Source organism: Brevundimonas mediterranea, from assembly GCF_011064825.1.
GTDB classification, from domain to species: domain Bacteria; phylum Pseudomonadota; class Alphaproteobacteria; order Caulobacterales; family Caulobacteraceae; genus Brevundimonas; species Brevundimonas mediterranea_A.
This window is the reverse complement of sequence record NZ_CP048751.1, coordinates 454,026-469,114: the sequence shown is the minus strand read 5'-3', so window position 1 is coordinate 469,114 and position 15,089 is coordinate 454,026. Positions and strand designations below refer to the sequence as shown.

15 protein-coding genes and 1 pseudogene are annotated in these 15,089 nt (G+C 66.0%); 12 read left to right on the top strand and 4 right to left on the bottom strand.

Annotated elements, in window-relative coordinates; genetic code table 11:
• Nucleotides 1-19 precede the first annotated feature (19 nt).
• On the top strand, nt 20-559 hold the full coding sequence (locus GYM46_RS02325) for a hypothetical protein (protein ID WP_008260164.1): 540 nt from the start codon (nt 20-22) through the stop codon (nt 557-559).
• A gap of 259 nt (nt 560-818) precedes the next feature.
• Here GYM46_RS02325 and GYM46_RS02320 read toward each other — a convergent pair whose 3' ends face one another.
• On the bottom strand, nt 819-1,103 hold the full coding sequence (locus tag GYM46_RS02320) for a helix-turn-helix transcriptional regulator (RefSeq protein WP_008260373.1): 285 nt from the start codon (nt 1,101-1,103) through the stop codon (nt 819-821).
• A gap of 550 nt (nt 1,104-1,653) precedes the next feature.
• Between GYM46_RS02320 and GYM46_RS02315 the strand changes: the two genes are divergently transcribed.
• Together GYM46_RS02315 and GYM46_RS16750 are read left to right on the top strand one after the other, a co-directional pair.
• Entirely contained in the window at nt 1,654-3,657 is a 2,004-nt protein-coding gene (locus GYM46_RS02315) for a ParB/RepB/Spo0J family partition protein (RefSeq protein ID WP_008263418.1), read from the top strand.
• Between the two features lie 22 nt (nt 3,658-3,679).
• Nucleotides 3,680-4,660 (top strand): HEPN domain-containing protein, encoded by a 981-nt coding sequence (locus GYM46_RS16750; protein ID WP_232216213.1) that lies wholly within the window; start codon nt 3,680-3,682, stop codon nt 4,658-4,660.
• 132 nt (nt 4,661-4,792) lie between these two features.
• Here the strand turns inward: GYM46_RS16750 and GYM46_RS16745 are convergent.
• The 3 genes and pseudogenes from GYM46_RS16745 to GYM46_RS02295 all read right to left on the bottom strand — a co-directional run.
• Nucleotides 4,793-5,476 (bottom strand): annotated as a pseudogene (locus GYM46_RS16745) (TonB-dependent receptor plug domain-containing protein); the annotation flags it as partial.
• Between the two features lie 125 nt (nt 5,477-5,601).
• Nucleotides 5,602-6,639, bottom strand: coding sequence for a FecR family protein (locus tag GYM46_RS02300; RefSeq protein ID WP_232216214.1), 1,038 nt, complete (start codon nt 6,637-6,639; stop codon nt 5,602-5,604).
• Nucleotides 6,608-7,099: an RNA polymerase sigma factor gene (locus GYM46_RS02295; RefSeq protein ID WP_008261235.1), complete on the bottom strand. Its 492-nt coding sequence runs from the start codon at nt 7,097-7,099 to the stop codon at nt 6,608-6,610. The genes GYM46_RS02300 and GYM46_RS02295 overlap by 32 nt, the downstream gene beginning before the upstream one ends.
• Nucleotides 7,100-7,609: 510 nt before the next feature.
• Between GYM46_RS02295 and GYM46_RS02290 the strand changes: the two genes are divergently transcribed.
• From GYM46_RS02290 to GYM46_RS02250, 9 genes are all read left to right on the top strand, one after another.
• Nucleotides 7,610-7,849 (top strand): helix-turn-helix domain-containing protein, encoded by a 240-nt coding sequence (locus GYM46_RS02290; RefSeq protein WP_083793413.1) that lies wholly within the window; start codon nt 7,610-7,612, stop codon nt 7,847-7,849.
• 73 nt (nt 7,850-7,922) lie between these two features.
• Complete coding sequence (locus GYM46_RS02285) at nt 7,923-8,330, top strand: nuclear transport factor 2 family protein (RefSeq protein WP_232216215.1); 408 nt, start codon at nt 7,923-7,925, stop codon at nt 8,328-8,330.
• Nucleotides 8,331-8,646: 316 nt separating this feature from the next.
• A complete protein-coding gene (locus tag GYM46_RS02280; RefSeq protein WP_008260487.1) occupies nt 8,647-9,615 on the top strand; it encodes an arsenic resistance protein in 969 nt (322 codons plus the stop codon).
• 52 nt (nt 9,616-9,667) lie between these two features.
• Entirely contained in the window at nt 9,668-10,003 is a 336-nt protein-coding gene (locus GYM46_RS02275) for an ArsR/SmtB family transcription factor (protein WP_008264065.1), read from the top strand.
• A gap of 7 nt (nt 10,004-10,010) precedes the next feature.
• A complete protein-coding gene (arsC, locus tag GYM46_RS02270; protein ID WP_008260675.1) occupies nt 10,011-10,436 on the top strand; it encodes an arsenate reductase (glutaredoxin) in 426 nt (141 codons plus the stop codon).
• Nucleotides 10,433-11,518 (top strand): ACR3 family arsenite efflux transporter, encoded by a 1,086-nt coding sequence (gene arsB, locus GYM46_RS02265; protein WP_008264093.1) that lies wholly within the window; start codon nt 10,433-10,435, stop codon nt 11,516-11,518. Before arsC ends, arsB begins: the two co-directional genes overlap by 4 nt.
• Nucleotides 11,518-11,934, top strand: coding sequence for a GNAT family N-acetyltransferase (locus GYM46_RS02260; RefSeq protein WP_008264023.1), 417 nt, complete (start codon nt 11,518-11,520; stop codon nt 11,932-11,934). Before arsB ends, GYM46_RS02260 begins: the two co-directional genes overlap by 1 nt.
• Nucleotides 11,934-12,689: an arsenical resistance protein ArsH gene (arsH, locus tag GYM46_RS02255; protein ID WP_008259815.1), complete on the top strand. Its 756-nt coding sequence runs from the start codon at nt 11,934-11,936 to the stop codon at nt 12,687-12,689. Before GYM46_RS02260 ends, arsH begins: the two co-directional genes overlap by 1 nt.
• Before the next feature lie 242 nt (nt 12,690-12,931).
• A complete protein-coding gene (locus tag GYM46_RS02250; RefSeq protein WP_040349344.1) occupies nt 12,932-15,061 on the top strand; it encodes an NAD(+) synthase in 2,130 nt (709 codons plus the stop codon).
• Nucleotides 15,062-15,089 lie beyond the last annotated feature (28 nt).

Here is a 15,089-nt window from a genome sequence, read left to right as displayed (position 1 = left end):
CCTGTTGGGACTGTAGGCCATGGCCGGGCCGTATTTTCCGCCGCTGGAAGTCGCGGGGCAGACGCTCGCGTTCGACCATCTCGAGCCCTTCGTGCTGGAGATGGCCACCCAGTCGCGTCCGAACGGCGTGAAGATCGATGTCCGGTTTAGCAACCACTGCTTCAGTGAAACCTTCGACGCCGCCCAGCACGACGAAACTGCGGTCGCGGTCTGGGATGGTCCGAGGCGGCGCGTCTTCTGTCCGATCCGCTATGGGCTGTCGCAGGCGCTCCCGCATATCCTGAAGGGTCTGCCGACGGCGCACGTCTATCAGACCCCGGAGGCGAACTTCCTGCGGATCGGTGTGCGCAACGACGGCGGAGCAGGGGACTACAGGGTTTTCTTCCGGGTCAAGCGCGGCGCCGACGCGGGCGTCGATCTCAAGCTCTTCGTGGAAAGCGCCTACAGCCCGGAGCCGGCGCAGGCGCTCGCTATTGCGCACATGAGCAAGGTTCGCTTCGCCGTTCTGATCGACAAGACGCTGAAGGGCGAAAAGCTGAAGTTCCACCGGAAAAGATAAGGGCGCCCGGAGGCGCCCTTATCAGAAGTCACTCGGTAGCCGCTTCCGGGATCGAAATCCCTATCTCGCTCACGCGTGGACCTCCGAAGAGGCGGGTGAGGCTGTTTCAACCGATCTGGCCTCGGGACGACATATAGCTCGCGGGGGTGAAGAAATCAATTATCGGCCCTGGAAGCCCGTGTCCCGTCCCCCTTGCCTCCGCCATCCCCGGCTGAAGCAGTCGATAATCCGCTCGCCGTTTTCTAAAGCGAGGCGCGGCTTACAGGTGCGGTCGGGAGGCGCCCGGCCCGTCGTGGACGGGGCGTGATCGGCGCAGGCGCACATCCGGAGCCTTGGCCGGCGTGACGGGGGTGCGGCGGCGTTTCTCCAGCCAGGTCTGCACCTCCGACAGATCCCAGACCACGCATCGCGGCGTCAGCCGGAAGCGTCTGGGGAACTCCCCGCGCTGCTCCATCTCCCAGATGGTGCTGTCTGCGAGCGGCACCATCTGGCGCAGTTCCGGTTTCTTGATCGTCCGTGGCAGGGGCGAATGGGTCTGTCCCATGATGCATCTCCTCGTTCGGGTCGATTCGAACCGAAAGATGCCGCAGGGAAAACACGCAGGCCCGCGGTGTTGGTCTTACGGTTCTCAGCACCGTCTGCGCAGACGTCGTCTGATGACGCCCGGTCGCTTAGTCGACGGGTCACCGATCCCAGTCACTCCGCCGCGGTCATCCCGCACCGCAGGATGGGCGCCGCCTTCTTCAGGCTCCTTCCTCGCTGCAACTGGGTATCGTGGCCAGTGACCGATAAGCTCCGGTTCTTAGCGGTCGACTTTGACGACGGAATGCACGGTTCGTCGGGCTTGCAGAGCTAAGGGCTCCGCCCTCGCGCGCGCCAGGGTGAAGCGGCTGCGCCGCCGGACCGGCCGGTCTCCCCGACCTTCCGCGCCGGCGAGGATCGTCATGATTGGCATTGGCGTCAGGCTTGTGCAGGTCGGGCGATCCCCCTCCGGCCGGTCCGCCCTGGCCCTTGCTACCCCGGTCTCGCCGACGGGCAGGGTTTCAGGCGCGCAGTTCGCGTGCCTGCAACCCTTGCCCAAAGGAGGCAGAGACATGACTGCTCAATCCATCGAAACCGTCGCGACCGAGGCGACCACCCCCGCCCATGGCGCGGAGATCACCGTGCCGCTGAACCGGCTCAAGGCTTCACCGAAGAATGCGAGGAAGACGCCCCACAGCCCGGCGACCATCGAGGCCTTCGCGGCCTCGATCAAGGCCAAGGGGGTGTTGCAGCCGCCCGTGGTCGAGATCGAGCGGGACGGGGAAGGCGTTCCGACCGGGAGCTACCTCGTCAGCATCGGCGAGGGGCGCCGTCAGGGGCTTCGGCTGCTGGCCAAGCGCAAGGCGATCAAGCGGACCCATCCGGTGCGGGTCATCGTGGACGCCGAGAACGACGCCCACGAGATCAGCCTCGATGAGAACATGACCCGCGAGGCCATGCATCCCGCCGACCAGTTCGAGGCCTTCCAGCGACTGGCTGTCGAGAAGGGCTACGGCCCCGAAGAGATCGGCGCCCGGTTCGGTGTGTCCGCCCATGTCGTGCGTCAGCGTCTCCGGCTCGGCTCAGCGGCTCCGGAGTTGATGGCGGCCTACCGGGCCGGGACGCTGGCGCTGGATCAGTTGAGCGCCTTCTGCGTCAGCGAGGATCAGGACCGGCAGCGGCAGGTGCTGGAGCAGGTCGGCCCCCATACCCCGGCCTACGCCATCCGGCGCGCCATGACCGAGGCCAAGGTGAGCGTCGGCGACCGGCGCGTCCGCTTCGTCGGCGTCGAAACCTATAAGGCCGAAGGCGGCGGAATCCTCCGGGATTTGTTCACCGAGGACGGCGGCGGCTGGCTGGAGGACGTGGTCCTGCTGGACCGGCTGGTCGGCGAGAAGCTGTCCGGGTTGGCCGACGAGGCGCGCGAACGGGAGGGCTGGAAGTGGGCGGAGCCCGCCCTGGACTATCCGGACGTCTCGGCCTTCGGGCGGGTCTATCCGGTGGCCGTCGAACGGTCGGAGGCGGACGCCGCCGAGATCACGGCCCTGTCGGAGGAATATGACCGGATCGTCTCCGAGGCGGGCGCGGAGGGGCTGTCGCCCGAAGAGGATGCGCGGCTGGAGGAGATCGACAAGAGCTTGCAGGCCTTCGGTCCGGACTTCGACTACGCCGCCGAGGCCAAGGCCCGGGCGGGGGTCGTGGTGATGCTCGGCCATGACGGTCTGGCCCGTTTCGAGCGCGGACTGGTCCGCGCCGAGGACGCGGTCGCGCCGCCGCCGGAAGAGGAGGCGGTCGAGGACTGCGGTGGCGACGCCGACGCCGAGAGAGGCGGGCGCGCGCCGGAGCCGGAAGAGGTCGGGAGCGCCCTGTCCGACCGGCTGGTCATCGACCTCACGGCCCACAAGACCATGGGCCTGCGCGACGCGGTGCAGGCGGATGTGGGCGCGGCGCTGGCGACCGTGGTTCATGCCTTGGCGCTGCAGGTCTTCTATCCGGGATATGGCCTCTGGACGCCGCTGCAGCTTCGACTGTCTGTCAGCGGTCTGGAGCGGCTGGCGCCGGGGGTGGACGACGGTCCTGCCGGTCGGCGGGTTCGGGACCGGTGCGAGGCTTGGGGCGCGCGACTGCCCGAGCGGGCCGAGGACCTGTGGGGCGTGGTGTTCGGGTTGGCTCCATCGGACCAGTTGGACCTGATGGCCTGCTGCGCCGGGGTCGGCCTCTACGCCGTGCGTGACCCCCACGACCGGCGACCCGGCGCCTTGGCGCAGGCCGAGACGCTGGCGACGGTGGTCGGCCTCGACATGGCCGGGACGTGGTCGGCGACGGCGGCCAGCTACTTCACGCGCGTCCCAAAGACGCGGGTGCTGGAGGCGGTGACGGAGGCCGTCAACGCGGAGGAGGCGGGCCGGATCGCCGGGTTCAAAAAGGGCGACATGGCCGAGGCGGCGGAACGGCTGGTGGAGGGCAAGGGGTGGTTGCCCCCGGTCCTGCGGACGGTGTCCGATGCGGCGGAGCCGGAGGACGAAAGCGCGAGCGAACCGCGCGATGACGACGCCTATGCGTTCGCGGCGGAATAGCCGTCGCTGAGAGACTGAAAACTTGCCGCGCGCCCTTTTAGGGGCGCGCGGCTTTTTCATCGGCGCCGCCGTGCGGCGGCGAAGACCATCGTTGGGTACGACGCTCGCTCGGCGAGGCGGACAGGTCGAAGACGGCGTATTCAGCCTTGCCGTGTGCGGCCGTATCGCGGAGACTCCAGCCATGAAGAAGAGCCTCGATCATCTACCGCTGCGCAAACAGGCCGAACTCCGTCAGGTGGTCGAGACTGTGCGCGCGGCGTTCGAGGAGGCGATCTCGACCCGTCGCGCCGCGCGGCTCAAGGACGGCAGGATTCTCAAGGTCATCCTCTACGGCAGCTATGCGCGCGGCGACTGGGTCCATGACCCCGTCGGGCGCTACTTCTCGGATTTCGACCTGCTGATCGTCGTCGATCATGAAGACCTGACCGACGGCGAATTCTGGTACGAGGCCGAAAACCGGACCATGCCCATCGGGCCTGACATCCGCACGCCCGTCAGCCTCATCGTCCATTCGCTCGACGACGTGAACGAGCAACTGGATCGCGGTCGCTATTTCTTCGCCGACATCGTGCGCGAAGGCGTGCTGCTCTACGACACGCCGGGCGCCAAGCTGCACAAGCCGGCGGACCTCAAGGCGCGCGTGGCGCTGGAGGAGGCGGAGCGGCACTATGAGAAATGGATGACGAGCGCAGCCAGCTTTCGAAAAGTGGCGGCCTTTTGCATGTCGGACGATGAGCCGAACCTAGCCGCCTTCAATTTTCACCAGACAGCTGAACATCTTTATCATGCGGTGCTTCTGGTCGTGACGCTCTACAGCGGCAAGGCTCACAACCTAGCCGCCGGCTGCGGCGTCGAAGACGACGATGTTGCCGGGGTTGCTGAAGATGCGACGCCGGTCGGATCCTCCGAACCGCCGCAAGTCCGCGTCGTTCGCCCGGTCCCGCTCGGATGCCGCCAGGCGGCTGCGGTCATTGTATTCATAGGTGCCCAGGACCGAGCCTGACGACCACCGGCTCCCTACGGTGTGGGCAATCTGGAGCTCATCGCTCGCCCCATCCGAGGTGACGCCGTACCGGACCCGCGTCTCGGCACCGTCATAGTCCTCACGCAGGATGATGTTGACCACGCCGCCCACGGCATCCGCTCCGTACAGCGCTGACGCACCATCGAGCAGCACGTCGATGCGGGCCACGGCGCTGGTCGGTATTGTGGAGACATCGGCGAAGTCGCCCTTGTTTCCTGTGCCCGCCATTCGTCGGCCGTTGACCAGAACGAGAGTCGCATCGCTGCCCAAGCCGCGCAGATTGACGCCCGAGGCGTAAAAGCTGTTCGTACCCGTCCGGTCGCCGCCGTTGCTCATTGCGGCATCGTTACCGGTGCCGCCAAAATTCTGGGGCAGGGCGGCAAGCGCTTGGGCAACTGTTCCATGCCCCTGTCGGTCGATATCGCCCCGGGTCACGGTGATGACTGGCGACGGGCCGTCAGCGACGCCGCGGATCAAACTGCCAGTGACGATCACCTCGTCGATCTCAATCGCCTCATCTGCTGCCTCCGCCCGGACGGAAGGATCAAAGACGACCAGAGTGTTCGGGCTCGTGCGCCGCGCCCTCAGGCCCGTGCCCTGCAGTAGCGCGGTCAGCGCCTGATCGGTCCGCAGCGCGCCGCTGACGCCCGGAGACTGACGGCCGGCTACGAGGTCGGTGGAATAGAGGATTTGCTCGCCGCTCTGCGCCGCGAACAGCGGAAGAGTGGTTTCTAGCGGGCCGGCCGGGACGCGGAACTGGACGGCAGGGGATTGCGCCTGGGCGACGACAGGCATTGCCGCCGCGACAGCGAGTGCTCCGAAAGCAGACGAACAGAGACCGATACGCATAATAATCCCCCGAAATGGATATCCGCACAGACGCGGTTCGGGGAAGAGACGAAGGGGCGCGGCAAAACCCCTCAGCGCGCGCTCATAATTTTCGCGGGGGCGTCACGAATGACGATCTGACCGGAAGCCGTGCGGTCGGCGACGACCGGATAGAGCTCGGTCAGCGCGGACACGAAGCCCTCGACATCGCCCGTGTTGAAAGCGCCGCTGACAGCGATATCGGCGATGGCGGGCGCATCCAGGACGACCTTGGACGCGGTGTAGCGATTGACCTCGGCCACAGCGGCTTCGACGGTGTCGCCGGCGAAGATGAGGCGGCCGGATGTCCAGCTGGTCTCCGACGCCGCATCCACCGACCGGACGGCTGGACGAGGCGAGGCGGTGACAATCTGCTGGCCCGGGGCGAGGGACCACCGCGGCGTGGCTTGCCCCCGGTCTACGACATCGACCTTGCCTTCGACGAGCGTCACCTGCGCGCCGCCGCCCGCGCGGCGGACGTCAAACCGGGTTCCTACGGCGGTGACGTCGGTCGCGCCGGCGCGAACAACGAAGGGGCGGGCGGGATCGCCCTCCACATCGAAGAAGGCCTGGCCGCTCGCCAGCTCTACAGCACGGCGACGGCCGGTGAGCCTGACGGTGATGCGAGACTCGGTGTCCAGGGTAACCTTTGACCCATCGGCCAGGACGACGATCCGCCGTTCGCCCAGCCCGGTTTCATAGGACAGAGGACGGGCAGACCACATTGTCACGCCGACAACCACTGCGGCGACGGCCGCCACGGCGCCGATCGGTATAAGGCCTTTGGCGAGGCGGCCCTGCAGTTTGCGCGAGGCGTCGGCGCGTGCGCGGGCCCCTGCAGTCAAGGCGGCGATATCGGCGTCGCCCTTGAGGCTCCCGGCCGCCTCCCACATCGTTTCGATCCGGGCATAGGCTTCCGCGTTCGCAGGGGTGCGGCGCCATTGACTGAAAGCAGTGATGTCCGAAGCCGCCACCCGCTTCTGGTTGAGGGTGGCGAACCACGACGCGGCCTCGCGTCGTCTTACGTCCAGGTCATTATCGGCAGTCATCGTTCGTGCCTTAGACGTCCAGTTGGGCCATGCAGTGCTCAACAGCCTTGGCCATCCGCCGTTCAACCGTAGCCAGGCTGATCCCGTGGGCCAGAGCAATCTCCGGATATGTCATACCGTCAAACCGGCTCAAGACGAAGACGTCCCGATACAGCGGCGGCATGGTCAGGAGAACCTGCTTGAGGTGCAGCCGGTCGACAGGCGCGTCGACCGCTGTGACCCATATTGGAATCGCCCCCTGCATCGCCCGGTCCCGGAGGGCCATCCGACGCCGTTCATCGCGAACGAGGTTGAGGGCCACGCGAAGGAGCAGAGCCTTGGGGTGACGGATGTCTTCGATGAGATAGGGAGCTAGGCGAAGGTAGGTTTCCTGCACCACATCGGCGGCTTCATCGACGCCCACACGTCCGCGCAGGCGCTTTCCAAGCCACCCCGAATAGCGTCGGTAAAGCCCGTTCAGGCTCGCCGCAGCGTCCGGGTTCATCTCCTTCACATCGCTCACGGCGGCCTCCAGCCGGTTTTCAGGAGGCAGGAATCCGAGAGCGCGCCCGCCACGACCGGGCGCACACAGGGGTGCGCCGCGGTCACCAGCGGACGGACGCCGCGCGTCGAGGCGCGGTCGTAAAGATTGAGCTTCGCACAGGGGATTCCCGGCCCCTGTCGACGCAAGCGCCGACGGCCGACAATGAATCAAAGCGAGTCCCGGTGCAAGGCGGAGGGGTCGGGCGAGGAATCCTCTGCGAAGAGGCCCGCTACTTCAGGGCGAAACGCCGCCTCCGCCACTGACGGACCCCGGCTCAAGTTGCGCCCGTATCTGACGGCGCCCGACGCCGGACTGTGTAAGCGGTCGCCAAAGCAGGGGCAATCAGTCTCTGGCGTTGGCTTTGATCCTAAGGGGCGGCGGGTCCGACGTCGATTCTCCGCAACTTTCTTGCGGAGAATGCGCAACTCCCCTGTGTTGCTCGTGGCTGCTGGTCCGTTCAGCCTTCACCGGTCAATCGCGAGTGAAATCATGGCTCCGAACCTCCAACCGAATGTCGGCTCTCGAGTTTTCGCCTTGAGCCCGCGAGAGCTGGAGTGCCTGTTGTGGGTCAGTCGCGGCAAGAGTTCGGGAGATATCGGCGCCATCCTCGGATTGTCGCCGCGCACGGTCGACAGCTACCTTGAGAAGGTGTGCTCGAAGCTGCGCGTGCGCACCCGGATAGAGGCCGTCGCGGTCGCGGTGGGGGCCGGGGTTATCGAACCGGAGTGACATCGTTGGTCACACGCGATACGCGAGTTTTTCGCTGAGAATCGGATCATGATTGCGCGCCTGAACGGTGATCATGTCGCTTATGCCCGGAGACGTCGTCCAAGCTTTCGCCGGGGAGATCGCATCACGCGATGTGCGTCGCCTCGAATCCTATCTGTCGGAGCAGGTCGCGGCCCAGTTCGACATCGCGGGCGAACTCGTCGGACGTACAGCGCTTCTCGGCTTCTGGCGTCGGCTCTTCCAAAGCTATTCGCTGTTCGAACTTCACATTCTCAAGTCCGTCACCCAGGGCGAGCTGGTCATCGCCGAAAGCCTCTATCTGCTGGCCGCGAACCGTGGCCTCGTCATGAACGTCCGCGCCATCAATGTTTTCGAGGTTGAGAAGGGCGTGATCACTCGGTGGCGCGATCACGCCGATCTGGCCGAGGTGCCTCTGGCGGAGAAGGATCGATGGCGCCGCCTCAGCGTCGCCCGTTGGTGAGGAGGGGAGGGGGCGGGCCGGGAACTTCTGTGTGAAGCTCGACGTCTTCACCCGTGATCGCCGCCGACGCAGAACGTCCCCTGGCTCAAGATCAAAGGCTATCCGGTCAAGGCCCGCCGGGGCCCATCTTAGCCGGAGTAGGAACCAAGCCAAACCCTCAAGTGCGGTGCGCGCGCCAGAGCTTACGGGCGTGCGCCGACGCCGCTCGAACGCCGCCAGTTGTTCGGTCCACCCTCTTGCCGCGGAACGCAGGACGAGGCTTGACAGCCGGGGCGGTCGCGCCCGTTAGGGGTGCAGTGCGAAGTCAGGATCCGGGATGAACACGTCTGAACTTCGCGACGGCCTCGAAGCCCGACAGGTCTGGATCTATTTCGCCGCCGTGATCGTCGCGACGGCCATCGGGTTCCTGATACCGCGCACGGAAGTGCTGGAATCAGCGATCAATCCGGCGCTGGCCTTGATGCTGTTCGTCACCTTCCTGCAGGTGCCGGTCGCCGCCCTCGGCCGGGCGCTTCAGGAGTTGCGGTTCCTGGGCGCCTTGCTGGCGGTGAACTTCATCGCTGTGCCCCTGTTCGTCCTGGGCCTGATGCAGTTCCTGCCGGCCGATCCCCTGATCCGTCTCGGCGTGCTGATGGTGCTGCTCTGTCCCTGCATCGACTATGTCGTGACCTTCGCTCATCTGGGTCGTGCGGACGCCCGGTTGCTCCTAGCCTCGACACCGATGCTGCTGATCGCCCAGATGGTGCTCTTGCCCATCTATCTGCGTCTGTTCCTCGGCGCCGAGGCGGCGGCCTATGTGCAGCCAGGTCCGTTCATCCACGCCTTCGTCTGGCTGATCGCCATCCCGTTCGTTCTGGCGGCGCTGGTCCAGACCTGGGCGGCCCGCAGCAAAATGGGCGAGCGAGTCTCGTCTGGTCTCGGCCTGGCGCCGGTGCCGGCCACGGCCTTGGTGCTCTTCATCGTCGTCGCCGCGGTCATGCCGCAACTCGGACAGACCCTCGACCGGACCCTGAGTGTCGTGCCGGTCTATGTCGCCTTCTCCGTGCTGGCGCCGCTCATCGGATGGGCCGTCTCGAGGCTCGCACGGCTGACGCCGGAAGCCGGCCGCGCCGTCGCCTTTAGCGCTGGGACCCGCAACTCGCTCGTGGTCCTGCCGCTGGCCCTGGTCGTGCCCGGCGCCATCCCCCTGGTCCCGGCCATTATCGTCACCCAGACTCTGATCGAGCTCTTGGCGGAGTTGGTTTACATCCGTGGCATCCACAGGCTGGGACGTCGGTCAGCCTGATCAAAAGAAAGCGAGAGCTTGATCGCTTCCATAGTTCGACTAATTCGGAACTATGGAAACGGAAGCCTCGATTCTCGCTCTCGCCGCCTTGGCGCAGTCTACGCGGCTGGAGGCGTTTCGTCTCCTCGTGCGCCACGAACCCGGCGGTTTGCCGGCCGGTGAGATCTCGAACCATCTGGCCATCCCGGCCAATACACTGTCGTCCCATCTCGGCGTTCTGACCCGCGCGGGGCTGATCAGGTCGGAGCGGCGCAGCCGCTCGATCATTTACCGGGCCGACCTGGACCGGTTCCGCGAGCTGGTCCTGTTCCTGCTTAAGGACTGCTGCGAGGGGAGGGCGGACCTGTGTCAGCCCTTACTGGCCGAACTCGCACCCTGCCGCCCCTGAGGATCCCATGGACGTCGTCATCTATCACAACCCCGCCTGCGGGACGTCGCGCAACGCGCTTGAGCTGATCCGCCATGTCGGCATGGAGCCGCACGTCGTCGAGTATCTGAAGACCCCGCCGTCGCGGGCCATGATCGCCTGGCTGGCCGAACGCACCAGCGCGCCGCTGCGCGACCTGTTACGCGAAAAGGGCACGCCCTTCGCCGAGCTGGGCCTCGGGGACCCGGGCCTGACGGACGATCAACTGCTCGACGCGATCGAGGCCCATCCGATTCTTCTCAACCGCCCGATCGTCGTCAGTCCCATGGGCGTTCGACTCTGCCGGCCATCGGAGGCCGTGCTAGATCTTCTGCCCGCCGATGATCTCAAGCCCTTCACCAAGGAGGACGGCGAGGTCGTCATCGACGCCGCCGGCCAGCGGGTGAAGCGATGATCGATACCCCGGTGGCGGACGCCTCGCCGCGTCGCCTGTCCTTCCTCGACCGCTGGCTGACACTGTGGATCTTCGTGGCCATGGGTCTCGGCGTGGCTCTGGGGACGCTGGCGCCGGACCTGCCCGCCTGGGTCAATAGCTTCTCGATCGGCACGACCAACATCCCAATCGCCATCGGTCTCATCTTGATGATGTACCCGCCGCTGGCCAAGGTTCGGTACGAGGAACTGCCGCGTGTCTTCGCCGACAAGCGGGTGCTGGCCCTGTCGCTGTTCCAGAATTGGGTGTTGGGCCCGGTGCTGATGTTCGCGCTGGCGGTGATCTTCCTGCGCGATCAGCCGGAATACATGACCGGCGTCATCCTGATCGGCCTGGCGCGCTGCATCGCCATGGTGCTGGTGTGGAACCAGCTGGCGCGGGGCGACAACCAGTATGTCGCTGGCCTCGTCGCCTTTAACTCGATCTTCCAGATCCTTTTCTTCAGCCTCTACGCCTGGATCTTCCTCACCGTCCTGCCGCCCCTGTTCGGCCTGCAGGGCAGTGTGGTGGACGTCAGCGTCTGGACCATCGCCGGGGCGGTGCTCGTCTACCTTGGTCTTCCCTTCCTGACCGGCTTCCTGACCCGTCGCAGCCTGATCGCCCGCCGGGGCGCCGATTGGTACGAGCGGCGCTTTCTGCCGCGCATCGGACCGATCACCCTGATCGCCCTGCTGTTCACCATCGTGGTCATGTTCAGCCTCAAGGGCGGGGAGGTGGTGGCCCTGCCGCTGGACGCCCTGCGCATCGCCATTCCGCTGACGATCTACTTCCTTGTGATGTTCGTGGTCAGTTTCCTGATGGGCAAGCTGATCGAGACCGACTATCCGCGCACCACCGCCCTGGCCTTCACCGCGGCCTCGAACAATTTCGAACTGGCCATTGCCGTCGCCATCGCGGCCTTCGGCCTGACCTCGCCGGTCGCCTTCGCGGCCGTCATCGGCCCGTTGGTCGAGGTGCCAGTGCTGATCCTGCTGGTGTCAGTTGCGCTGTGGATGGGCCGACGCTGGTTCCCGGATACGGCTCCGCCGGCGGACGCGGCCTGATGGTCGTCCTGCATCTCTTGGACGCGGATGACGTCGGCCTGATCGCGGCCCTGCGCGGCGCGGGTCTGCCCGAGCCTGGCGCTGGTCGATACTTCGCCGCCCACGAACACGGCGGCATCGCCGGCTATGTCGGCCTGGAAGGGGAAGGGCAGGATCTCCTGCTGCGCTCCCTGGTCGTGCTCGCCGACCTGAAGGCCCAAGGGATCGGGAGCCGCATACTGACCGCCGTCGAGGCCATGGCGAGCGATCTGCGTAGCGAACGGCTTCACCTGCTCACCACGACGGCCGAGCTTTTCTTCGCCCGGCACGGCTTCGTCGTCGCCGATCGGGCGTCTGCACCGCCCGCGATCCGGCGAACCCGCGAGTTCGCGGACGTCTGCCCGGCGTCGGCCGCCTATCTGATCAAGGACCTCTGATGACCCTCGCCCGCTTGCGTTCGCTGCCGGATCCGGATCACCTGCCGGCTCTGGACGCGGCCTATCTGTCCGCCGACCCCGCCCGTGGATTGGGCCCGACCGACCCGGCGCCGCGGATCCTTCTCTTGTACGGCTCGCTGCGCGAGCGGTCGTATTCGCGGCTCTGCGTCGAGGAGGCGGCCCGTCTGCTGCAGCGGATGGGATGCGAGACCCGCATCTTCGACCCCTCCGACCTGCCCCTGCCGGGCGCGCCCGGCGACGACGACCACCCGGCGGTGCGCGAGTTGCGCGAGCACGCCTTCTGGTCGGAGGGCATGGTCTGGTGCAGTCCGGAACGGCATGGCCAGGTCTCCGGCCTGATGAAGCTGCAGATCGACCATCTGCCGCTCAGCCTGGGCGGCCTGCGCCCGACCCAGGGCCGCACCCTGGCGGTGATGCAGGTGTCGGGCGGGTCGCAGAGCTTCAACGCCGTCAACACTCTGCGCCTGCTGGGCCGCTGGATGCGGATGATCACCATCCCCAACCAGTCCAGCGTGGCCAAGGCCTTCCAGGAGTTCGACGAGGCCGGCCGGATGAAGCCCTCGGCCTACTATGAGCGGATTGTTGATGTGATGGAGGAATTGGTGCGTTTCACCATCCTCACCCGGCCGCACGCGGCCCAGCTGGTGGACCGCTATTCCGAGCGCAAGGCGGCCAGGATTCCCCTCGACGCCGCTTCCGATCTGTCGGGGATCGCCATCGCGCGCCAGGCGTGACCTCTCCTCGACAACGCGAACACGCCTCGCATTCCTCCCCCTTAATACGGACCTTGACCCCATGGCCGCGGCGGCCGCCGAGCATCGCGATGGTCGTAACTCGCCAGAAGTGGCGAAAGGCAGTCTCCGGTTGACGTCCTCATCCTAACGAACCTCCAGGCCCTTGCCGCGCTAAGCAAGGGGGACCAGGCGCGGGCCGTCCGGCCGAAAACAGTAATGCCTGAAGCGGAATAGGAGCAGACGTGCCTCGCAACGCAGCCGATTTCCTGTCGATTTACCAGCAAGGCTTCGTGAGGGTCGCTGCGTGCCGTCCCGTCTGCAGGATCGCGGATCCGGCGTTCAACCTGGAGCAGACCCTGAGGCTCGCCCGTGAGGGAGACGAGGCAGGGATCGCGCTGATGGTTTTCCCGGAGCTGGGCCTCTCGGGCTATTCGATCGACGACCTGTTGCTGCAGCGGGCGTTGCTCGACGAGGTCGAGCGGCAACTCGTGAACCTCGTGGCCGAAAGCCGCGATCTCCATCCGGTCGTTCTGGTCGGCGCGCCCCTCCGTCGTGAGGGACGGCTCTATAATTGTGCGGTGGCTATCCACCGGGGGCGGGTCCTTGGCGTGGTGCCAAAGGGCCATCTGCCCAACTACCGCGAGTTCTATGAAAAGCGATGGTTCGCCTCCGGGCGGGATGTGGAAGGCGAGATTACGATCGGGGGCGAGACCGCTCCATTCGGAATGGATCTGCTGTTCCAGGCCGACGATGTCGACGGCCTGATCTTTCATGTCGAAATTTGCGAGGATGTTTGGGCGCCCGCGCCGCCCAGCGACTTCGCCGCGCTCGCCGGCGCGCTGATTCTGACGAACCTGTCCGCAAGCAATATCGTTGTCGGAAAGGCGGACACGCGGCGAAGACTCTGCGAGCTGCAGTCCGGCCGCTGTTGGGCGGCCTACATCTACTCCGCGGCCGGCTATGGAGAATCGACGACCGACCTGGCCTGGGACGGACAGGCCTGCATCTACGAGCTGGGGGCGCAGCTCGCGGAGACGGAGCGCTTCAGCCTGGGGTCCCAGATGGCCGTCGCGGACATAGACGTGGAACGGCTGCAGCTGGAACGTATGCGGACCGGCACCTTTAACGAGGCCGCGATCGCCAACGGGATGCCCGACCGGCGCTTTCGCCGGGTGACCTTCCATCTTGATCCGCCAGTTCGCAACCTCGGCCTGCAACGACGCATCGACCGTTTTCCCTTTGTGCCCAACGATCCCTCCCGTCTCGACCAGGATTGCTACGAGGCGTTCAACATACAGGTGAGCGGGCTGGCCAAGAGGCTTGAGGCGACCGGAACAGCCAAGATCTGCATCGGCGTGTCCGGAGGCCTGGATTCAGCGCACGCCTTGATCGTCGCGGCCAAGGTCTTCGATCTGCTTGGGCGTCCACGCACGGACATTCTCGGGTTCACAATGCCCGGCTTCGGCACGAGCGCGAGGACCAAGTCTAACGCCTACGCCTTGATGAACGGGCTCGGCGTGACCGTCGAGGAAATCGACATCAAGCCGCTCGCCCAGCAGATGCTGCAGGACTTGCGCCATCCGTTCGCGAGGGGCGAACCTGTGTACGACACGACGTTCGAGAATGTGCAGGCCGGGCTCCGGACAGACCTCCTGTTCAGGGCCGCCAATCAGCGGAACGGCATGGTGCTCGGCACCGGCAACATGTCCGAGCTCGCGCTCGGCTGGTGCACCTACGGCGTCGGCGACCAGATGAGCCACTACAACGTCAACGGCTCCCTCCCGAAAACCCTCATTCAACACCTGGTCCGTTGGACAGCGGCGAACCGCCTGTTCGACCCCGCGGTGTCCGACGTCCTGCTCGACATCCTGGCGACAACGATTTCGCCGGAGCTCATCCCGCAGACGGCCGAGGGCGAGTCGCAGAGCACCGAAGGCAAGATCGGCCCCTACGAGCTCCACGACTTCTGGATCTACTATCTCACCCGGTTCGGGCTGCGGCCCTCCAAGATCGCCTTCCTGGCCTTGCACGCCTGGCAGGACGCCGCCGCCGGGAATTGGCCGCCGGGCTTTCCGGACGAGCAAAAGCGGGCCTACCCCATCGGGTCTATTCGCAGCTGGCTGGAGGTGTTCCTGCAGCGCTTTTTCGCCAATCAGTTCAAGCGCTCGGCCCTGCCGAACGGACCCAAGGTCACGACAGGCGGTTCTCTGTCGCCGCGGGGCGACTGGCGCATGCCCTCGGACGCTCATGGCCAGGTCTGGATCGACGAGCTGCATCGCAACGTGCCGGAGGTTCTTGATCCCGCAAGCGACGACATTCCAACGAAAGAGCCCGATGTGCTGCCCGCCGGAGGCAAACCCATCGTCCGATAAGACCGTCTCCCCGGCCTGCGGACTCCGG

Excerpts from the sequence above, each read along its gene's own strand:
- arsC (WP_008260675.1), top strand. The coding sequence starts at position 10,011 with ATGGACGTCGTCATCTATCACAACCCCGCCTGCGGGACGTCGCGCAAC.
- GYM46_RS02325 (WP_008260164.1), top strand. The coding sequence starts at position 20 with ATGGCCGGGCCGTATTTTCCGCCGCTGGAAGTCGCGGGGCAGACGCTC.
- GYM46_RS02280 (WP_008260487.1), top strand. The coding sequence starts at position 8,647 with ATGAACACGTCTGAACTTCGCGACGGCCTCGAAGCCCGACAGGTCTGG.
- GYM46_RS02260 (WP_008264023.1), top strand. The coding sequence starts at position 11,518 with ATGGTCGTCCTGCATCTCTTGGACGCGGATGACGTCGGCCTGATCGCG.
- GYM46_RS02315 (WP_008263418.1), top strand. The coding sequence starts at position 1,654 with ATGACTGCTCAATCCATCGAAACCGTCGCGACCGAGGCGACCACCCCC.
- GYM46_RS02275 (WP_008264065.1), top strand. The coding sequence starts at position 9,668 with ATGGAAACGGAAGCCTCGATTCTCGCTCTCGCCGCCTTGGCGCAGTCT.
- GYM46_RS02320 (WP_008260373.1), bottom strand. The coding sequence starts at position 1,103 with ATGGGACAGACCCATTCGCCCCTGCCACGGACGATCAAGAAACCGGAA.
- GYM46_RS02290 (WP_083793413.1), top strand. The coding sequence starts at position 7,610 with ATGGCTCCGAACCTCCAACCGAATGTCGGCTCTCGAGTTTTCGCCTTG.
- arsH (WP_008259815.1), top strand. The coding sequence starts at position 11,934 with ATGACCCTCGCCCGCTTGCGTTCGCTGCCGGATCCGGATCACCTGCCG.
- arsB (WP_008264093.1), top strand. The coding sequence starts at position 10,433 with ATGATCGATACCCCGGTGGCGGACGCCTCGCCGCGTCGCCTGTCCTTC.
- GYM46_RS02285 (WP_232216215.1), top strand. The coding sequence starts at position 7,923 with ATGTCGCTTATGCCCGGAGACGTCGTCCAAGCTTTCGCCGGGGAGATC.